This is a genomic window from Bacillus sp. ME78, assembly GCF_903970865.1.
In the GTDB taxonomy this organism is placed as follows: domain Bacteria; phylum Bacillota; class Bacilli; order Bacillales; family Bacillaceae_G; genus Bacillus_A; species Bacillus_A cereus.
In genome coordinates this window covers 107,912-124,797 of the sequence record NZ_CAJCKK010000008.1, presented here as the reverse complement: position 1 = coordinate 124,797, position 16,886 = coordinate 107,912, and the positions used below count along the sequence as shown (strand labels likewise).

Here is a 16,886-nt window from a genome sequence, read left to right as displayed (position 1 = left end):
AAGATGAATACACTAACTACATACTTATAATTGGAGAGCTTTTGTGAATATCTTCTGTGAGTTGGTCCTTTTCTTTCCCCGTTCATTTCTTCTTTTGAAAAGGTACCCCTATATGGACTAAATATCATAAAATGTTAATTTTCTTTTGCTTGCCTATATATTCAATCGCCATCCAGCCATTTTTGGGTATGTTCGATAAAACGTTTTGTCGCTGGTAATGCGTGTTTAATTGAAGTAAGTGACAACCCAAGCGATCGTTTAGGTTTGTCTTCCAATTCCACAACCGTAACATTTTCGCATTGTCCTTGTAATGCGAGTTCAGACATGACACTGATTCCAAGCCCGTTCTCCACCATCGCGACAATCGCATGATCATCACCGGTTTCAAATTGGATATCGAGATGAACCCTAGCAGCTTGTAATACTTTCCTAACATCGTAACCACATGAAGAAGCAGGCATAATAAAAGGCTCTTTCTTGAGCTGATCGTACTGAATTATAGATTGTTTACTTAATGAGTGATTTTTAGGAAGGACACATAGCATTCGATCTTTTCTTAGTGGAATAGATTCTAGATGGCCCGACGACGGTAGTGACATAAAACCTAAGTCAATCACCCCTTGTTGAATCCACGTTTCAATCATTCCATAATCACCTTCCATTAATTTGATTTCAATTCGAGGATATTCCAAGTGAAATCGATGAATGATTGCAGGCAACCAGTGAATAGAAACGCTTGTAAAGGTTCCGATGCGCAAGGTTCCTGCCACTATCCCATTAATCTCTGCAACAGTTTGCTTCAATCGCTCATTATGATTTACTACTTCACGAACATGCGTTAAAACACGCTCACCATTTTCTGTTAATCGAACACCTGTTTTGTTCCGGGATAACAGTTGAAAACCATACTCCAATTCAAGACTTCTAATCGCATGGCTGACACCTGACTGAGTCACATTCAGTGCTTCGGCCGCTCTTGATAAGTTCCCCATTTCAACCGTCTTCAGAAAGATTTCTAACTTAGTCAGACTCATCGATTCTCCTACTTTCTCATGTATGAATTTTGTTCAAGTATAACATTACATATATTCGTTTTACTAATACTTGAATCACAATTAAACTAAGTACATAAAAATTTTAAAGGAGAACTAAAAATGAAACCAATAAAGGCTAATCTTATGATCTTACTTGTTACAATGACCTGGGGTACTTCCTACCTTTTTATGAAAATCGGATTGGAAACTGTCCCTTCATTTTCTCTTGTTGCATTACGCTTTGGTATTGCTTTTTTGGTTTGTGCTGCTGTTTTTTTTAAACAATTTCGTTCAATTCATTTTGTCACCTTAAAATACGGCTTTATTCTAGGATTTTTACTTTTCGTTGTATCTGCTTCAGTCATCTTAGGTTTAAAAACGACATCAGCTTCAAATGCCGGTTTTCTAGCCAGTTTGACCGTAATCTTTATCCCTTTATTATCTATCGTTCTGTTTAAGGATCGACTGAGCTACAGACTAATCATTAGTTCCCTTGTTGCAATGACTGGAATTGGTTTACTGACTTTGAATAATCAATTAACACTTAATTCTGGAGATTTACTCTGTATACTCGCTGCTCTCTTTTATGCTTTTCATATTATTGTCACCGGAAGGGCGGCTAAAGTTGCCAATACATTGCAGCTTGGAATTCTTCAGTTGGGATTTGCAGGAGGGTTTGGCGTACTCTCTGCCCTGATTTTCGAAGAGCCGCAACTTCCATCCACTAAAGAAAGTTGGATCGCTGTACTGGTATTAAGTATATTCTGCAGTGCTTTTGCCTACATCATTCAGGCGATGGCACAGAAATACACAACACCGACACATACAGGACTCATTTTTTCATTAGAACCTGTATTTTCTGCACTATTTGCATACCTGTTCATGAACGAAGTATTGTCACTCAAAGGGTATATCGGAGCATTACTTATTCTAAGCGGTGTTATACTTGCTGAGATAAAAGTAAAACGAAAATCTACATTATTGCTCTAAACCTAATCGTTCTTAACATAACAGAATCGGCAATTGCTGTCTCTGGTTTATATATTATTAGGGCTTTATCAACATTGTTTACTAATATTTGGTCAGGAAGTCTTGTAGATCGTTCAAATAAAAAATATCTCATGATAGTACTAGGTTTATTTTTTATGCGAGCCCCCTCACCATCAATTTAAGAATTAAAAAAGAGGGGATTATCCCCCTCCTTTTTACGCTTGCTCCGACTGTCGGAATTATTTAATATAACCACGATTCAACTTAGTTAACTTTTCATTGATGTTAAAAATTCTTACTCTAATATCTTTAACACCAGCTGCTTCAAGTCTGCTCTTGTGCATTTCCGCATATTTTTCAGCATCTTGTTTTTCTTCAAATACATAAATGCCTCCAGCTTCTTTTGTTTCTTCATTCTCAGTCCATATTTTCCAGTGGAATCCTTCTTCTTCGTTAATACTATTTGCTAAATCCCAAAATCCTTTTTCCATTTCTTCACCAAAAGGACCTTCAAACGGAAAATCAACTTGTAATAAATATGCCATCTTCACTCACTCCTATTTTAATATAAAATTCATCGAGAATTCCTTTGTATAAAAATTCTTCCCATTCTTTTACTGATCATGATTCGAATGAAAGTAATGTCTAAATTCGTATTGCTATTATTATTCAAGCACTAATTGGAGAATCCCCCTATTTGTAACATAATCACAAAACGATAGTAACTTGAACGCATAAAGTGAAAGTTTAATAGTTTTCGGTTATGTTTAAAAAATATGATACAAACTTACCCCTAAACTAAGGACAAACAAAACAAGCGCAGGTATTGCTTTCTTAAAAGGATCTCTCGCTAATACAATTAGAGTTAATGCAGCTGCAAGCATCGTACCACCTAATAACAATCCTGCCCATAAAGCTACTACTGGAATCCAGATTCCTATCAACATTCCAATCGCTCCTACAATCTCAAAAGCTCCAGTTAAGAAATTAAAGAACGAAGGTAAACCAAATCGTTTGAATTCATCTGCCATTTTCCCGGATATAATTTTCGTTCCTGTCATTAAAAAGAACAGAAACAACACTACTTTTACAATATTGATGAAAATTAAAATAGTAATCACACCTTTCTTATTATTTGATAAAAACTCAGTATTGTTCAGGTAGTAGTCACTACCTTTACCCTATTTCCTGAGATTACCCGTATGGAAGTCGCTTCCATTTACATTACCCTTTTCCATATTAAAGGGCCGAAAATTACATGCTATAGCATATATAATGCGGAAATTTGACTGGTACTAGGCAAAAAAATGAACCTGAATCAGATATCATACAAAATAAAGTTATCTTCCCATTCGTCCAAACGAAATTACATGCTATAGCATATATAATACCTAAAACAAAGTTTGTTCCTTATGAATAGCATAGCATCAATAAGGAACAAATATTAATAGTGTGTATCATACAATTTGTTTAATAACGATTGTAATACTTTAATTTCTTCCTCGCTCAAATTACTTGTAACGAAATGGTGAGCGTCTTTCACTACAGGCAAGATTGTTTTCTTTAACTCGTCACCTTTTTCAGTTAAAAAAAGGTTATGTGAACGCCTATCTTGGTCATTCAAAGCCTTCTTTACAATCCCTTTTCTCTCCATTGACTGTATCATTCTAACAACAGTAGTTTGATCTTTATCAATAGCTTCCGCCAACTCTTTTTGAGTAGTGCTCCTTTGGCTACAAAGAACACTAATAATCCCCCACTGCTCTGGCGTAACTCCATACGGCTTTAATTTCTTCGTAAAATAATTGGTCATTTTCACGTCAGTACGGTGAACAAGATAGCCTATTAAATCATGTAAGTTCATATATCACCTCTATAAATTAAGATATAAAAGGATATAGCATACCAGTCAATCATTCACAATGAATGTATTTGTTTCACCATATATATGCTATGGCACATATATTAAAGTAGATTATTTTAATTGTCAAATGATTTACCTATTATTTTTCGAAAACAAAATCGTCCCCTTAGATTATAAAAGGAATGACTAATTTGACGTATTTCTCTGGCGATTTCTCCCCTGTCGTTTTATGATATGCTAATAACATTTGATAAAATATGGTATATACAGACAGTCAGAAACTTTTAAAGATACCTCGTCCAGTTCTTGCTGTTGCAAGATAAACAGCATATAATCCGTTAACCATCCACATTAGTAACGAAAACATAAAGAAAAGGCATTCCAAATATGAAACACCTTCTTTCGTTTTATAAAACCATCCAACGCGCTGAACTTTTCAATTTAATATAATCACTCGTTTAACTAAAGAAATTGATTACATGCATAACGCTCTTCTCACTTTTCTTGCAAAATTTAGTGGATCATCAACGTCTTCGATATTAACGTAAATCAAATTTGGATCATCACATAACCACTCATTGTGTATAGACGAAACGATTATTCCTTGTTTAATAATTGTCGCCACAAATTCAGTGACTTCTTTTTGTAAGAGTGCTACTCGGCCTAGGCATAATGCCCGTCCAGTTTTATTGTCTCGTGATTCGAATGAAAAGGAAGTTGTTACTCTAAAACGTTTTCCTAAGATTGTTGCTCGTATTTCATCCCTGTTTATTGTTGCCACGCATTTCCCACCGGCGAATCCTTCTTGCCCGCCAATAATTCTTGCAAACTGTTGACAAATTAATTCATCATTAAACGCCATACCTTTAATCATCCCCCTTTTACTGTTAGGTTATGAATGAATACATAGGTCTGAAACGGTAATGAATCTAATCTATTAAAAAAATGATGGCAATCTACCGAGAGCTATTAGCTCAATTATTCTTGATTATTTAAATTAACTCAGCTATATATATTAAGACATTTTTAAAAAGCATAAAAAAGACACCCTAAGGTGCTATCCTCCGACTTGAGAATCGTATCTATGTATGGAGAAATTTAGAAAAGACAAAAGAGAAGATTCTAACTATAATTTATAGAGCTCTTATGCCATGAATTACTTACATATTTCCTTATTTACTAGAAGAAGAATCTCAGTTACATTATTTTCTAAACAGTCTCGTTAAAGCCATCCCAAGAAATCCAATGCCCATTCCTATTAGCCATCCAGTTTTGGCATTACCTAACATAGATCCCACTCCTCCACCAAGAAACATACAGCCAACGAATACTAATCCTCCAATTCCCCAATTCGGCCGTTCCATAATTCAATCACATCCTTTCAATAAAACATATGCGATTAGCTCCCTCAACTTTCTTCTATAGGATAGTTCATTATTTTGCTTAAGTTTAGCGCTTCAAGGAATTCATAAGATGTGAAGCTTGAGCCATTTATATAGATTGTAGAAGTATGAAGATTTTCCACATTTTAAAATAGTAAAGTATAAACATGAAAAAACTCCTAACAAATTTTGTTCGGAGTTTTTTCAAATACGCGATATTTATTTAATCTTCATTATTGAGTTCTATTGTACCTGTTCTAGCACTAACTTTTAAAATATTTAACAGATTATCAGGTGTCTTGATTTCCACTTCATATTCAAATTTTGATTGTGCTAAGTTGTCATCTTCTAATTCGAATTCTTTTTTCACATTAATAATTTCTCCATTTGTATGAGCTAAAGAAACTTCACGAACTTGTTTCTCTGTGTAGTTTTCATTCTTTTTTGCATAATTGTAACCCATACCATAATATCCACCAACAATAGCAATACCACTTACTAAAATAGCAATTACACTTATAATTATTTTCTTTTTATGTTTTAACATTTTCATCCACTCCTTAATGATTAATCATCTATTCCAAATCTTGCTTCAAGTGCATTTTCTGCTTGCTCTAATTGATCTTCCAGTATATCGTGTTCTTTTTCTTGCGTTTGATATTGTTCAACAGTTATCGTTCCAGCGTGATAATCTGCTTCTAGCTGATTATCAGATAGATCTATCTTGTCATCCAATTGGTCAATTTCTTTTTTTGCTGCTAAGTACGTATTTAAGTTTTCTTCTTTTGCTCCAACTGGTTTCGTTTTATTTGCCTTTTCTACAATAGATGTGACTTCGTTTTTGAAATCTTGTGTTTGCTTCGTATCATTTGTAGCAGCTTGTGTTTTGTTTGGTTCTTGTTGTAGTTGAGCGACTTCTTTTTGTAATTTATCATTTTCCACTTTCAGTTGTTGTACTTCTGTATTGTTATCAACTTGAGTAGAACAAGCTGTTAAGAATAAACAGGACATTGCTCCAATCAGCATCCATTTTCCCATTCTGTTTTCCTCCCTTTACATGTGCACCTTATCCTTGCCTTTATATTACTGAACAAACATTAAAGGAAGATTAATGTACAAAAAAATAAAGTGAAGGCTTTTACAGGCAGTTAATCCCTACCTACCTCGCATTCACCGAATTTTGAGGGAGGAGTCTTACTGCCCGTTAATGCGGGATAAAATGATATAATTAACTAGTTTCTAATCTTTCTTTAATGTTTTGGAATTATAGTGATACATATTAATAAGAAGAAAAGGAGAATGTTAATGCGAGTTCTTATCGTCGAAGATGAACAAGACTTACAAAATATATTGGTGAAACGATTAAATGCAGAACATTATAGTGTGGATGCATGTGGGAATGGAGAAGATGCCCTGGATTATATAAACATGGCTACCTACGATTTGATTGTCCTTGACATTATGATTCCCGGAATAGATGGTTTACGCGTATTACAAAGATTACGCGCGGACAATAATGCAACTCCTGTCTTGCTTCTTACAGCTAAAGATACAATTGATGATCGTGTAACAGGACTCGACTTAGGTGCAGATGATTATTTAGTAAAGCCGTTTGCTTTTGATGAACTGTTAGCAAGAATTCGAGTGTTAATGCGAAGAAAAACAGGAAATACATCTAATGTGTTTGAAATCGCTGACCTAGTGGTAGATTGCAATATGCATAAAGTAACAAGAGGAGACCAAGTTATCACTCTTTCCAGTAAAGAATTTGCTATTTTAGAATATATGATTCGTAATAAAGAAGTTGTGCTGACACGAGATAAAATTGAGCAACATGTGTGGAATTACGACTATGAAGGCGGATCGAATATTATTGATGTTTACGTCCGCTATCTTCGTAAAAAAATTGATAGCCAGTTTGAAACAAAGTTAATTCATACAGTGCGCGGAACTGGTTACGTATTGCGAGTAGAATCATGAAAAGACTATCAATAAAAATGAGAGTGACCCTGTGGTATACGGGGCTAATTGTAATTATTATGGCACTCGTGTTAGCTTTTATTTTAACTTCTTCAGATAAAGTTTTGCTTTTTAATATGAAAGATCAATTAAAGAGCACAGTAAAAGAAAGCATGGAAGATATCGAATATAAGCATGGGCAGTTAAAGATTGACGATGATTTTGAAACCTTAGAAGATGGAGTAAATATTAGTATTTATAGTAAACAAGGTGAGCTGTTGGTAGGACATAGTCCAACAAGCTTTAATAAAAAGATATCGCTTAAATCCGATGAAATACAAACCATTAAAGACGGCAATAAAGAATGGATAGTATATGATTTTCTCCATAATGCAGGCGGCGATGAGCAAGTCTGGGTTCGTGGAATAATGACTATGAACCAATTATCCTCAACGATGAATACGCTTATCGTGGTAACAATCATCTCATTCCCATTACTTATTCTTATTGCGGCATTCGGAGGATATTTTATTACGCAAAGGGCGTTTCGACCTGTGCAACAAATGAGTGATTCAGCCAGTAAAATTGGTGATGGTAAAGACCTTTCAAAGAGAATTAATTTACAAGGTTCACCGAAAGACGAAATGTATCATTTAGCACAAACCTTTGACAAAATGTTTGAGCGATTGGAGACATCATTCGAAAGTGAAAAACAATTTACATCTGACGCATCTCATGAATTAAGAACACCAACATCTGTTATTATTTCGCAATGCGAATACGCTTTATCGCAGAGAAATAATCCGAAAGAAATGGAAGAATCGTTAGAAGTAATTTTAAAACAATCACGTAAAATGTCCGCTCTAATCTCACAACTCTTATTATTAGCACGAGCTGACCAAGGAAACCATAATACTTTCCAATTTGAATGTATCAATATGAGTGAATTAACGGAAATCGTTGTAGAAGAGCTTTCATTAATGGTTCAAGAAGCTTCGATTGATATAACAACTAATATAGAGGAAGACCTATTTATTAAAGCAGATCAAACATTGATGATGCGTTTATTAATGAATTTACTAACGAATGCGATTGCTTATAGTAAAGCGAGCGGAACTGTGAATATGCAACTATTCCGTGATGAAACCAACATAATAGGTAAAGTCTCCGATAATGGCATAGGCATCAGCGAGCAACATATTAATAAAATATGGGACAGATTTTATCGAGTTGACGCAGCACGAACATCTTCAAACATCGGAAACACAGGTTTAGGATTGTCGATGGTAAAATGGATTGTCGAACTACACGGTGGAGAAATTACAGTTGAAAGTGAATTAGGAGAAGGCAGTACTTTTACATTTAAACTACCAATTGAAAAACAAGCATAATTTATGCACGTCTGTCGCTTCAGAATAAAGATTGATTCAAAAGCTCTCTTCAACCCTTATATAAAAGTAATTGACGCATTTTAAACATCATCGATTTTATCGTTTTGGACAACCTGTTCCGTTAAATTGATGTACATGTGGAAAAAACGATCGAAATAAAACCCCAGAAATCCAACGGTCTCTGGGGCTTCATTATATATTTAGCTCTTTTTGCTTTTTGTTTTGTTTATGTCTATAGAGCAATTTACGACTTATTAGAGAAATCACTAATAAGGTCAGAATTAATAAGATAAGTTGCATAAATGATAAATCAAAATATTTAGCACCTGTAACGATTAAAAGTGTAGAAATCGTGCCTTTTACAACGAAAAAAATAATAACCCATAACCCGCCTTTTTTCCAGTTCATTTTATATTACCCTTTCCTACGTTTAAATTCTTAAAATATTTAATGATAGTTCGTAAATATGACAACTTAATAGAAATCTATTATATTAACAAAAAATTCATGTCTAATTAAATGCGACGATTCTATATTAAGTGAAAATGATATTCATTGTCAATTTTATTGATTATTTGAATACTTATTCTTAATCTCTTTCTACTTTGTTTCTTATAAGCAATACACTTTTATATTCAAACAAAAACACCTCCATTACATTTGCACACTTAGTATGCGAATGCAAGAGGTGTTTTTTTCATATACCATCAGATAAGATTTCCTGCTTTGTTTATTTCTTGATACGTAGCTATTTTCTAGTACACGATAACTGGATCATACGTGTTCAAACTATCATATACAGTTTTTGCAACATTAGGAAGAAGGTTCACACACCCACCTGATCCACCTGTTAAATAAGCATTATTTGCCCAGTCTTTTCGCCAGCCGGCATCGTGGAATCCTTGACCGCTATTTGTGAATGGAACCCAGTAATCTACTTTAACCGCATAATCAGCTTTCCCTACTGCGCTACCTCTTAGCGTGTATGGTGTTCGTTTGTATAGAACGTACCAAACACCTGGTGATGTATCTTCACCCGTGCTATGTTTACCCGTTACTACATTTGTTGTAACGACTAATTTCCCATCTTTATAAATCCAAATTTGTTGCTCTGCAATTGAAACTTCCGCATACGTGTCTCCGATGCCATTATTCGCTGTTGTTTTATAACCGATACCTTCCTTCTCCCAACCATTTCCGTGAATGTTAGAAGCAGAAAGCGACTTTTCACCTTTCTCAAAGGCTTGTTGAACTTGTTTAGTTTCTTTTTCAACATCTAGTGCCCAGCCGTAGCCTTGCCCTTTTACTGATATGACTGAACCAGAATGCGTTTTAAATGAGAAATCTTTATTTAATGTTGATTTGGCATTATTAATTTCAGTAATTTTCTTCTTAATGTCACTCGCGTCAATTGTAACTTTCATATCCTTTGACATAGAAGCATTTTGAATTAAATCTTTTGCTTTTAAAGGATAAACTTCATTCTGCACTTTATACTCAACAGACTGCCCAAGAAGATTCTGTAGTGCTTTCTCCTCTTTTTTGACAATCGGATCGTCTTCTTTAATAGGTTTTATGTATGCAGACTTCAGATGAATTTCGCTTTTATATTTTTGCTTATCGTAATCTTTCAGTAGACTAGTAACGTCATACTGTTTTCCTTCAACACTTTTCGAAATAACAATTTTTCCTTGTTCTAGCTTCGCCATAGCATCTTGAGGCGCTTTTAACTTTTCATTCATTGAGATGAGCGTTTCTTCTACAAGTTTTTTCATCGTTTCACTACGATACTGATCTGCCTTCTCTGGTAGCAATGAATAATTTTCTCCCTTTGAGGAAGGGAAAAATGTCCACTGACTTTTTAATAGTTTCTTAACTTGAGGCAAATCTTTTTCCGTAAGTTCCGTTTTTGTATCTTTTTCATCTAAAATTTGTTGTTGATCAACATAGACTTTGTTTGCTAGTCCAGATGTCTTTAATTTCTGTATTGCCTGATCAGCGCTCAGACCACCAACTTTTGTGTCATTAATTGTAACATTCGAATTGAAGTGAGTTGCCTGATAATAACTCATTCCCCCAATAAGAAGTGCAATTACACCAATACCCGCTGCGATAAACTTCCAATTTGTATAACGTTTTTTTGATCTTACTCGTTTTTGATCAATTTCTTCAACTGATTCATTTGTTGTATTGTTGTTCATCAATCTTTCCCCCGTATGCATTAACGTCAAACGATTTTCAACTAAAATCATAGACTAGTGTACCTTATTTTTCCTAAAATTTCATTATTTCCGACCACATTTTATCGCAATTTAATGATTTAATTTAGATTTTTTAATAGTACGATGCATTGAACAGCCCTTTACAAGTCATAAAGTGAAACTTAAATTAACCGTCACACCAAGAGATTTAGCTTAATATTCTAGGGGAAAATTTTTCTCTTTACGTAAAATACGAATTATATTATCCATTTTTATGAACATCAACCCCTAATTTTGTCAAAAAAATAAACGATAGTCCTTCTACATTTTTGATAAAAGGACTATCGTTTTTTCAGTTAGAGTATTTGTATAATCGTTTAACTTTTTATTTCCTGAAGGTCTAATGTGATGAAGATGACGAAATTTCATCTCATAGCCTTTAAATGAAAAACATTATTTTTTTATGACAATCAAGTTTATTTTTATAAATTAAACCCTTAGCTTGATGCCTTCCATATATCCAGCAGCCTAAGATTAAGTAAGAGTCCGTTCAACTAGATTTTTTCTAATATTTTTAGGAGCATCTTATTTCAGCCTCGTCATATTACACTAATTGAATTTAAAACAAATCCGTATGCTATTTAGTAAAATTTACGATTCGAGACATAATTATTGCAGTAGCCAAGATAATAATAGCGGTTATCAAACCAGATTCTCCAATCCAAATCTCAGTTTGATCTCCTGTACTTGCACGTGCGAAAGGTCCTTGAATAATGGCATTCCAAGTAGTATGAATGATAACCGAAGGCCAAACGCTACCTGTGATAAGTCGTAAATAAGCTGTAATATAACTGAATGGCACAATACAAAAATAGATGCCAAGTACTGAAAGTAGGGCAGATGTTCCCTCTACATATAGACCAGCAATAACAATTGGAACATGCCACGTTGCCCAAATCAATCCGCTAATAAGGATTGGGCGTGAAAACTCTGCATCGATTAGTCTTGTAAGCATATAACCTCGCCAACCCATTTCTTCTCCCATAACTGGAATTAAGTTAAGCAAGCTACCTAAAACTCCGCTCAATACTACTATAAAAATGAAACTTAATGGTATCGGTAGATACTGAAATCCAAGTATATTGTAAATAGGTTCTAGCATACCACCTTGCGGGGGCTGAAACCTCGCAATTCCGCTCAACCAGGCGATAGAATAAGTAATTCCACAAATAATCATAGGTATTAGCAGAGCAAAACCAATCCCCTTCCATATCTTTAAGTTACCGAGACTAAAAGATACATCTTTAAACCCTTCTTTCAATATTATGCGAGTCAAAATAGAAGAAAATGCTGGGGTAAACATATATACCACAATAAGCGGCATACTTTTAGTAATCATTACTACTACATTTAGAATAATAGAAGTAATGGTTAAGATACTTAGAAAGAGTTGAAGTCCTATTTTAGCACGTTGGATTTTATCTTTATTGTGGAATGCTTCTCCGTGTAATAACATTGTAATCCGCCCTTCCCCTTTTATTCATTTGTTTATCAAATTTACTTCCTGTCATTTCAACAGCTACAACTTAGAATAAAAATATTTTGACATACAGATCATTCATCTTTAAAATCCCTCCCAAATTCATAATCTAGTCTTACTTGCGATTCAACAATTTAATTATTATTTATAAACTGTCATAGCCGATAGTACAAAAGTGTAATGATTAACCTATGACTTGTGTCAATTAATCTTATGACAATATGTAACTAGAAAATATGATATGGAATAAATAACAATTGAATTAAGGCAATTGATTCGTGCAAGTACATGAATCAATCTTGTTTATAAAAATAATTCAATTGAGGTGGGCAAAAATGAATAAGAAAAGAATGATTGCAATGGTTAGTACAGCTTTATTAGTCACAGGATGCGCGGAAGTAGGAAACGCTCAAACTGTAGCAGTCGAAAATTCAGGTCAATCAGTCCAAAAAAATATAGTTAAATCAATACAATCACAGGCTAACCCATTAAAAACGATAGAGCCGTCAAAACCATTTGAAGATTTAAAACCACTTAAGAAAATGATTGGGAACGCGCAATATGTAGGATTAGGAGAGAATACTCATGGAAGCTCTGAAATTTTTACTATGAAGTTTCGCCTTGTGAAATATTTGGTTACTGAAATGGGTTTTACGAATTTTGCAATGGAAGAAGATTGGGGAAACGGCTTAAAACTAAATGAATATATCCAAACAGGAAAAGGAAACCCTAGGGAATTTTTAAAATTGTTATATCCTACTGATGAAATTATAGCCATGATTGAGTGGATGAAAGATTATAATGCTGATCCATCCAATAAAAAAAAGATCCAATTTATTGGGCTCGACTTAAAGGCGTTGGACCAAGGTAGCTTTAATAAAGTAATTGATTATGTAAGGCTGCATCGACCAGATTTGCTGGCAGAAGTAGAAGAAAATTATAAAGAATTGTCTTCTTTTACTGGAAGTATACAGGAATATATGAAACTTGCTCCTGAAAGAAAAGAGAAGTTTAAAGCAAACGCTGAGAGAGTAGCCCGATTACTAAAAGATGAGAATGAGCAAGCCAACACAGAAATAATTCCATCCGAGTACATCTGGGCGAAAGCAACGGCAAGTGCAATAGAGAAATTTACCACAATGCTACTCCCTAACGACTATCCAAGTATAATAAAACTACATGAACAATACTTGGCCGATCATGCAATGTGGGCGCAAGAGACATTTGGTGGTAAAACGATGGTATGGGCACACAATATTCATATAGCTAAAGGAATTATCGATGAGAAATTATACCCTTATGTTGCGGGGCAGTTTTTGAAGGAACGTTTAGACAATAATTATGTCACAATTGGTAGTACAACTACGGAGGGGAATTTTACCTTATACAGCGAATATGATCCTTCCACTGGAGGTAAGATTACAACCGACACTATTCCACAAGATGTAAAAAGTTTCAATTATACTCTCGGAAAAGTGCCATATAAAATGTTTTTATTGGATAACCGTCACCTTAAAGGACAAGCAGAAAAATGGGTTAAAGCAAAAAGACCATTACTAAGTATAGGGGGACAAATTCTCCCGAACAGTTCGGTGTATTTTGATACTTCATTGCTTGAGCAATTTGATATTATTTTTCATATTCGAAAAACAAGTCCATCTCATATTAAATAAAAGTACAAAGCAATCCCGTTCTTGCAGATGTAAGAACGGGATTGTTTTGTGGGAATTAATAAAGTGAAACTTTAATCAGCAGGTTTTTGTTCATCCCCCACTGATTATTAGCCTTCACCAATCGTGCGTTTACCGGCAGCCCGCCCCCCACCTAACGCTGAATTTTGAGGTGGGAGTCTTACTGCCCAGTAAATAGCGGGATAAAAGCATCTTTTTAACCAGATGTAAGCTGCTCTCCCCTTTTTAACATCATTTAGAACTGTCATATGACACTTTTACACTAGTGAGAATGACAAAAAAAGCAGTATAATTCGGTTATTACATAGATAGGAGCGATGAACTTTATGAAATCAAGATTCATCCAGAATGGTTATTTTTTATTGCTAACTTTCGGTACAGGATTGTTTTATTTTTGTTTTTATATAATAGCTCTGCTATTTAGTTTAACCCTTTCATTTACTGTTGTTGGGATTCCATTAATTATGCGCGTACTACAGACTACCACACCCTTTATCCAATTCGAGCGCATACAGACGAAAATTTATACAGATATTTCAACAGACTCTTACGATAGAAGTATAACAATGGATACATCGAACTGGTCTCAGGTGAAATTAGTGCTAACAGATCGTCGCACTTGGTGTGCTGTCTATTGGTTAATGCAGAAATTTGCGATTGGCATTTTCAGTCTCATTAGTGCAATCATTTTTTATGTAATGCCACTTATGTTCCTGTTGGCACCACTACTGTATCGATACATCGATATGAATATTATATTTATACAAATAGATACTTTTGCCAAGTCACTCTTTGTAATGTTTATGGGTATAGTATTTACCGCCATAAGTATTAGAATAGTCGATGGTTTGACAAAGAAAATTGGGGGCTATACACGTAGTATGATTCGGCAACTAAATCAATAGAAGTTTGCAGTCTGTGAGTAGTATCGTAGTTTTAAATTAAAAAGTATAATAAGGCAGGAAGGATTAAAATATAATATAGGAAGTAAAATGGTAGGCTATTTAGGGGGTAAAGGACTTGTTAGATATGGTTAAGTATTGGTTTTGGTATGATTGGATTATGTTAGGGGTACGCCTACTTGCTAGTGTGTCTATCATTCTAGCTACATTAAATTTTCAGGATGGTTTAACATTACCACTTTGGATTATTATTCTTTGGGAAATTATTGCCTTCTCTGTTCCATGGGTAGCCTTACTATTCAATTATAAATATTATTTGTTCACAGAAATACTGCTGTATGGTGGACTATGTATATATTTAACCTCATTATTTCCAGGGGCTTACAACACATTTCTTATATCAGTGTTTCTAATTGCTGCGAATAGTAAGCATTTGTCCTATTATTGGACAGCTCCAATAACAGTTTTTGTAACAAATGGAATTTTCCATGCGGTTTCGCCAAGTAATAGCTATTGGGTTATGGTCACCTATTATGGATTCGCATATGTAATGGGCTTCGCTTTTCATTTATTAATCGTCAATCATAAACAAAATGAATCAATTCGTAAACAAAACGCGGTACTTGAGCAATATATGTCTCAGATTGAACGCATTACACTGGCGGAAGAACGAAACAGACTGTCGAGTGAGCTTCATGATACAGTTGGTCACGCTTATACATCTATTATTATGGGGATGGAAACGTTGCGCACCGAACTTGCTACTGAAATGGGTATACAGAGGCTAGATTCTCTGCTTGAAATGGGACGTAAAAGCATCGAGGACGTGAGAGGTTACCTACATCAAATGGAGTCTCCTTGCCAATCGCCTTCCTTAATTCAATCTCTCCAAAATCTTGGAGCCGAATTTCAGGAGCACGCTCAGGTTAATGTAAGTTTTCGGGCATACGGAGAGGAATATGAAATGTCTCGGCAAGCGAAGATAGCGTTCATTCGTTGCTTACAAGAGTCCCTTACGAATGCAGTACGTCATGGTCAAGGAACTGAAATTATAGTTTCATTGCAGTTTGAACAACAATATACGAGATTAGAAGTTCAAGATAATGGAAAAGGAAATGTAGAATGGCAGGAAGGCTTCGGTCTGAATGCAATGAAAGAACGAGCAATGAATTTGCAAGGTCAATTGTCTGTATATACAAAGCCAGATGAAGGAATGCTTGTTACATGTACCATACCGCGACAAACTGAAATAAAAGATGGACTTATTCGTTTGTTAATTGTAGACGACCAGCCGTTTGTTCGGGAAAGTTTGAGGACACTACTCGATAGATATGAAGATTTAAATGTAGTCGGTTTGGCCGAGGATGGCAATGAAGCCATCGATTTGTGTGGGCGCCTTCAGCCTCATGTTATACTTATGGATTTAGATATGCAACACATGGATGGAGTCGAAGCAACCAAAAAGATTAAGCAACAATGGCCACATATCCGCATATTGATTTTTACCACTTTTCAGGATACCGAACAGGCGTTGGAATCGCTTCGCAACGGTGCGGATGGTTTTTTACTCAAATCTATTGAAACATTGGAGCTAGCTAATACGATCCGACTTATTCACAAAGGTGGGACACTGATTGATCAAGGAATGTCTCACAAAATATTTGAGAAATTTGATGAGCAAAAAGGGACACCACAATCAAAAGCAACCGCTTATGAGCTAACAGCTAGGGAGATAGAAATATTGCAGCTAGTAGCAAAGGGACTTCGATACACTACCATAGCATCAAGGTTATATTTATCAAATGGTACGGTCAGAAATTATGCTTCTACAGCTTATACAAAGCTGGGAGTCCGTAACAAAGAAGAAGCTGTTCAAAAGGCTCTAGAAATTGGAATTATTGAATAAGAAAAATGTTTTTTTGTTTCTCTACA

17 protein-coding genes and 1 pseudogene are annotated in these 16,886 nt (G+C 34.9%); 7 read left to right on the top strand and 11 right to left on the bottom strand.

The annotated features are described in order from the left end of the window. Nucleotides 1-161: 161 nt before the first annotated feature. A complete protein-coding gene (locus tag H6481_RS12020; protein WP_078993906.1) occupies nt 162-1,034 on the bottom strand; it encodes a LysR family transcriptional regulator in 873 nt (290 codons plus the stop codon). Between the two features lie 120 nt (nt 1,035-1,154). Between H6481_RS12020 and H6481_RS12015 the strand changes: the two genes are divergently transcribed. Next, entirely contained in the window at nt 1,155-2,024 is an 870-nt protein-coding gene (locus H6481_RS12015) for a DMT family transporter (RefSeq protein WP_000802594.1), read from the top strand. After that, a pseudogene (locus H6481_RS28795) lies at nt 2,006-2,176 on the top strand (MFS transporter); the annotation flags it as partial. The gene H6481_RS12015 and the pseudogene H6481_RS28795, both read left to right, overlap by 19 nt. A gap of 87 nt (nt 2,177-2,263) precedes the next feature. Here H6481_RS28795 and H6481_RS12010 read toward each other — a convergent pair. From H6481_RS12010 to H6481_RS11980, 7 genes are all read right to left on the bottom strand, one after another. Further along, on the bottom strand, nt 2,264-2,569 hold the full coding sequence (locus H6481_RS12010) for a monooxygenase (RefSeq protein WP_023522446.1): 306 nt from the start codon (nt 2,567-2,569) through the stop codon (nt 2,264-2,266). Nucleotides 2,570-2,791: 222 nt separating this feature from the next. Beyond that, on the bottom strand, nt 2,792-3,142 hold the full coding sequence (locus H6481_RS12005; protein WP_033690982.1) for a DoxX family protein: 351 nt from the start codon (nt 3,140-3,142) through the stop codon (nt 2,792-2,794). A 326-nt stretch (nt 3,143-3,468) separates the two neighbouring features. Beyond that, a complete protein-coding gene (locus tag H6481_RS12000; protein ID WP_001048563.1) occupies nt 3,469-3,888 on the bottom strand; it encodes a MarR family winged helix-turn-helix transcriptional regulator in 420 nt (139 codons plus the stop codon). 475 nt (nt 3,889-4,363) lie between these two features. Further along, nucleotides 4,364-4,762, bottom strand: a complete 399-nt coding sequence (locus H6481_RS11995) for a DUF1259 domain-containing protein (protein ID WP_000589728.1) — start codon at nt 4,760-4,762, stop codon at nt 4,364-4,366. Nucleotides 4,763-5,090: 328 nt separating this feature from the next. Then, nucleotides 5,091-5,252, bottom strand: a complete 162-nt coding sequence (locus H6481_RS11990) for a hypothetical protein (protein ID WP_176510570.1) — start codon at nt 5,250-5,252, stop codon at nt 5,091-5,093. Between the two features lie 241 nt (nt 5,253-5,493). Further along, nucleotides 5,494-5,817, bottom strand: a complete 324-nt coding sequence (locus H6481_RS11985) for a hypothetical protein (protein WP_182811813.1) — start codon at nt 5,815-5,817, stop codon at nt 5,494-5,496. Nucleotides 5,818-5,837: 20 nt separating this feature from the next. Further along, nucleotides 5,838-6,308 carry a hypothetical protein gene (locus H6481_RS11980; protein ID WP_182811810.1) on the bottom strand — a complete coding sequence of 157 codons (471 nt, stop codon included), beginning with the start codon at nt 6,306-6,308 and terminating at the stop codon, nt 5,838-5,840. 267 nt (nt 6,309-6,575) lie between these two features. Between H6481_RS11980 and H6481_RS11975 the strand changes: the two genes are divergently transcribed. After that, nucleotides 6,576-7,250 (top strand): response regulator transcription factor, encoded by a 675-nt coding sequence (locus H6481_RS11975; protein ID WP_001264528.1) that lies wholly within the window; start codon nt 6,576-6,578, stop codon nt 7,248-7,250. Beyond that, nucleotides 7,247-8,620 (top strand): HAMP domain-containing sensor histidine kinase, encoded by a 1,374-nt coding sequence (locus H6481_RS11970; RefSeq protein WP_182811807.1) that lies wholly within the window; start codon nt 7,247-7,249, stop codon nt 8,618-8,620. Before H6481_RS11975 ends, H6481_RS11970 begins: the two co-directional genes overlap by 4 nt. A gap of 192 nt (nt 8,621-8,812) precedes the next feature. On the opposite strand, the gene H6481_RS11965 is transcribed toward H6481_RS11970, so the two are convergent. The 3 genes from H6481_RS11965 to H6481_RS11955 form a co-directional block, all read right to left on the bottom strand. Beyond that, nucleotides 8,813-9,028 (bottom strand): hypothetical protein, encoded by a 216-nt coding sequence (locus tag H6481_RS11965; RefSeq protein WP_001104104.1) that lies wholly within the window; start codon nt 9,026-9,028, stop codon nt 8,813-8,815. A 347-nt stretch (nt 9,029-9,375) separates the two neighbouring features. Further along, nucleotides 9,376-10,821, bottom strand: a complete 1,446-nt coding sequence (locus tag H6481_RS11960; protein ID WP_182811804.1) for a L,D-transpeptidase family protein — start codon at nt 10,819-10,821, stop codon at nt 9,376-9,378. A 637-nt stretch (nt 10,822-11,458) separates the two neighbouring features. Further along, on the bottom strand, nt 11,459-12,337 hold the full coding sequence (locus tag H6481_RS11955) for a CPBP family intramembrane glutamic endopeptidase (RefSeq protein WP_000924281.1): 879 nt from the start codon (nt 12,335-12,337) through the stop codon (nt 11,459-11,461). Between the two features lie 359 nt (nt 12,338-12,696). On the opposite strand from H6481_RS11955, the gene H6481_RS11950 reads away from it, so the two are divergent. From H6481_RS11950 to H6481_RS11940, 3 genes are all read left to right on the top strand, one after another. Beyond that, on the top strand, nt 12,697-14,034 hold the full coding sequence (locus tag H6481_RS11950) for an erythromycin esterase family protein (RefSeq protein WP_001036230.1): 1,338 nt from the start codon (nt 12,697-12,699) through the stop codon (nt 14,032-14,034). 344 nt (nt 14,035-14,378) lie between these two features. Continuing rightward, the gene (locus H6481_RS11945) at nt 14,379-14,957 is read left to right on the top strand and encodes a sensor domain-containing protein (RefSeq protein WP_063547906.1); all 579 of its coding nucleotides are present in this window, start codon (nt 14,379-14,381) and stop codon (nt 14,955-14,957) included. Nucleotides 14,958-15,072: 115 nt separating this feature from the next. Beyond that, the gene (locus tag H6481_RS11940; RefSeq protein ID WP_182811801.1) at nt 15,073-16,860 is read left to right on the top strand and encodes a hybrid sensor histidine kinase/response regulator transcription factor; all 1,788 of its coding nucleotides are present in this window, start codon (nt 15,073-15,075) and stop codon (nt 16,858-16,860) included. Nucleotides 16,861-16,886 lie beyond the last annotated feature (26 nt).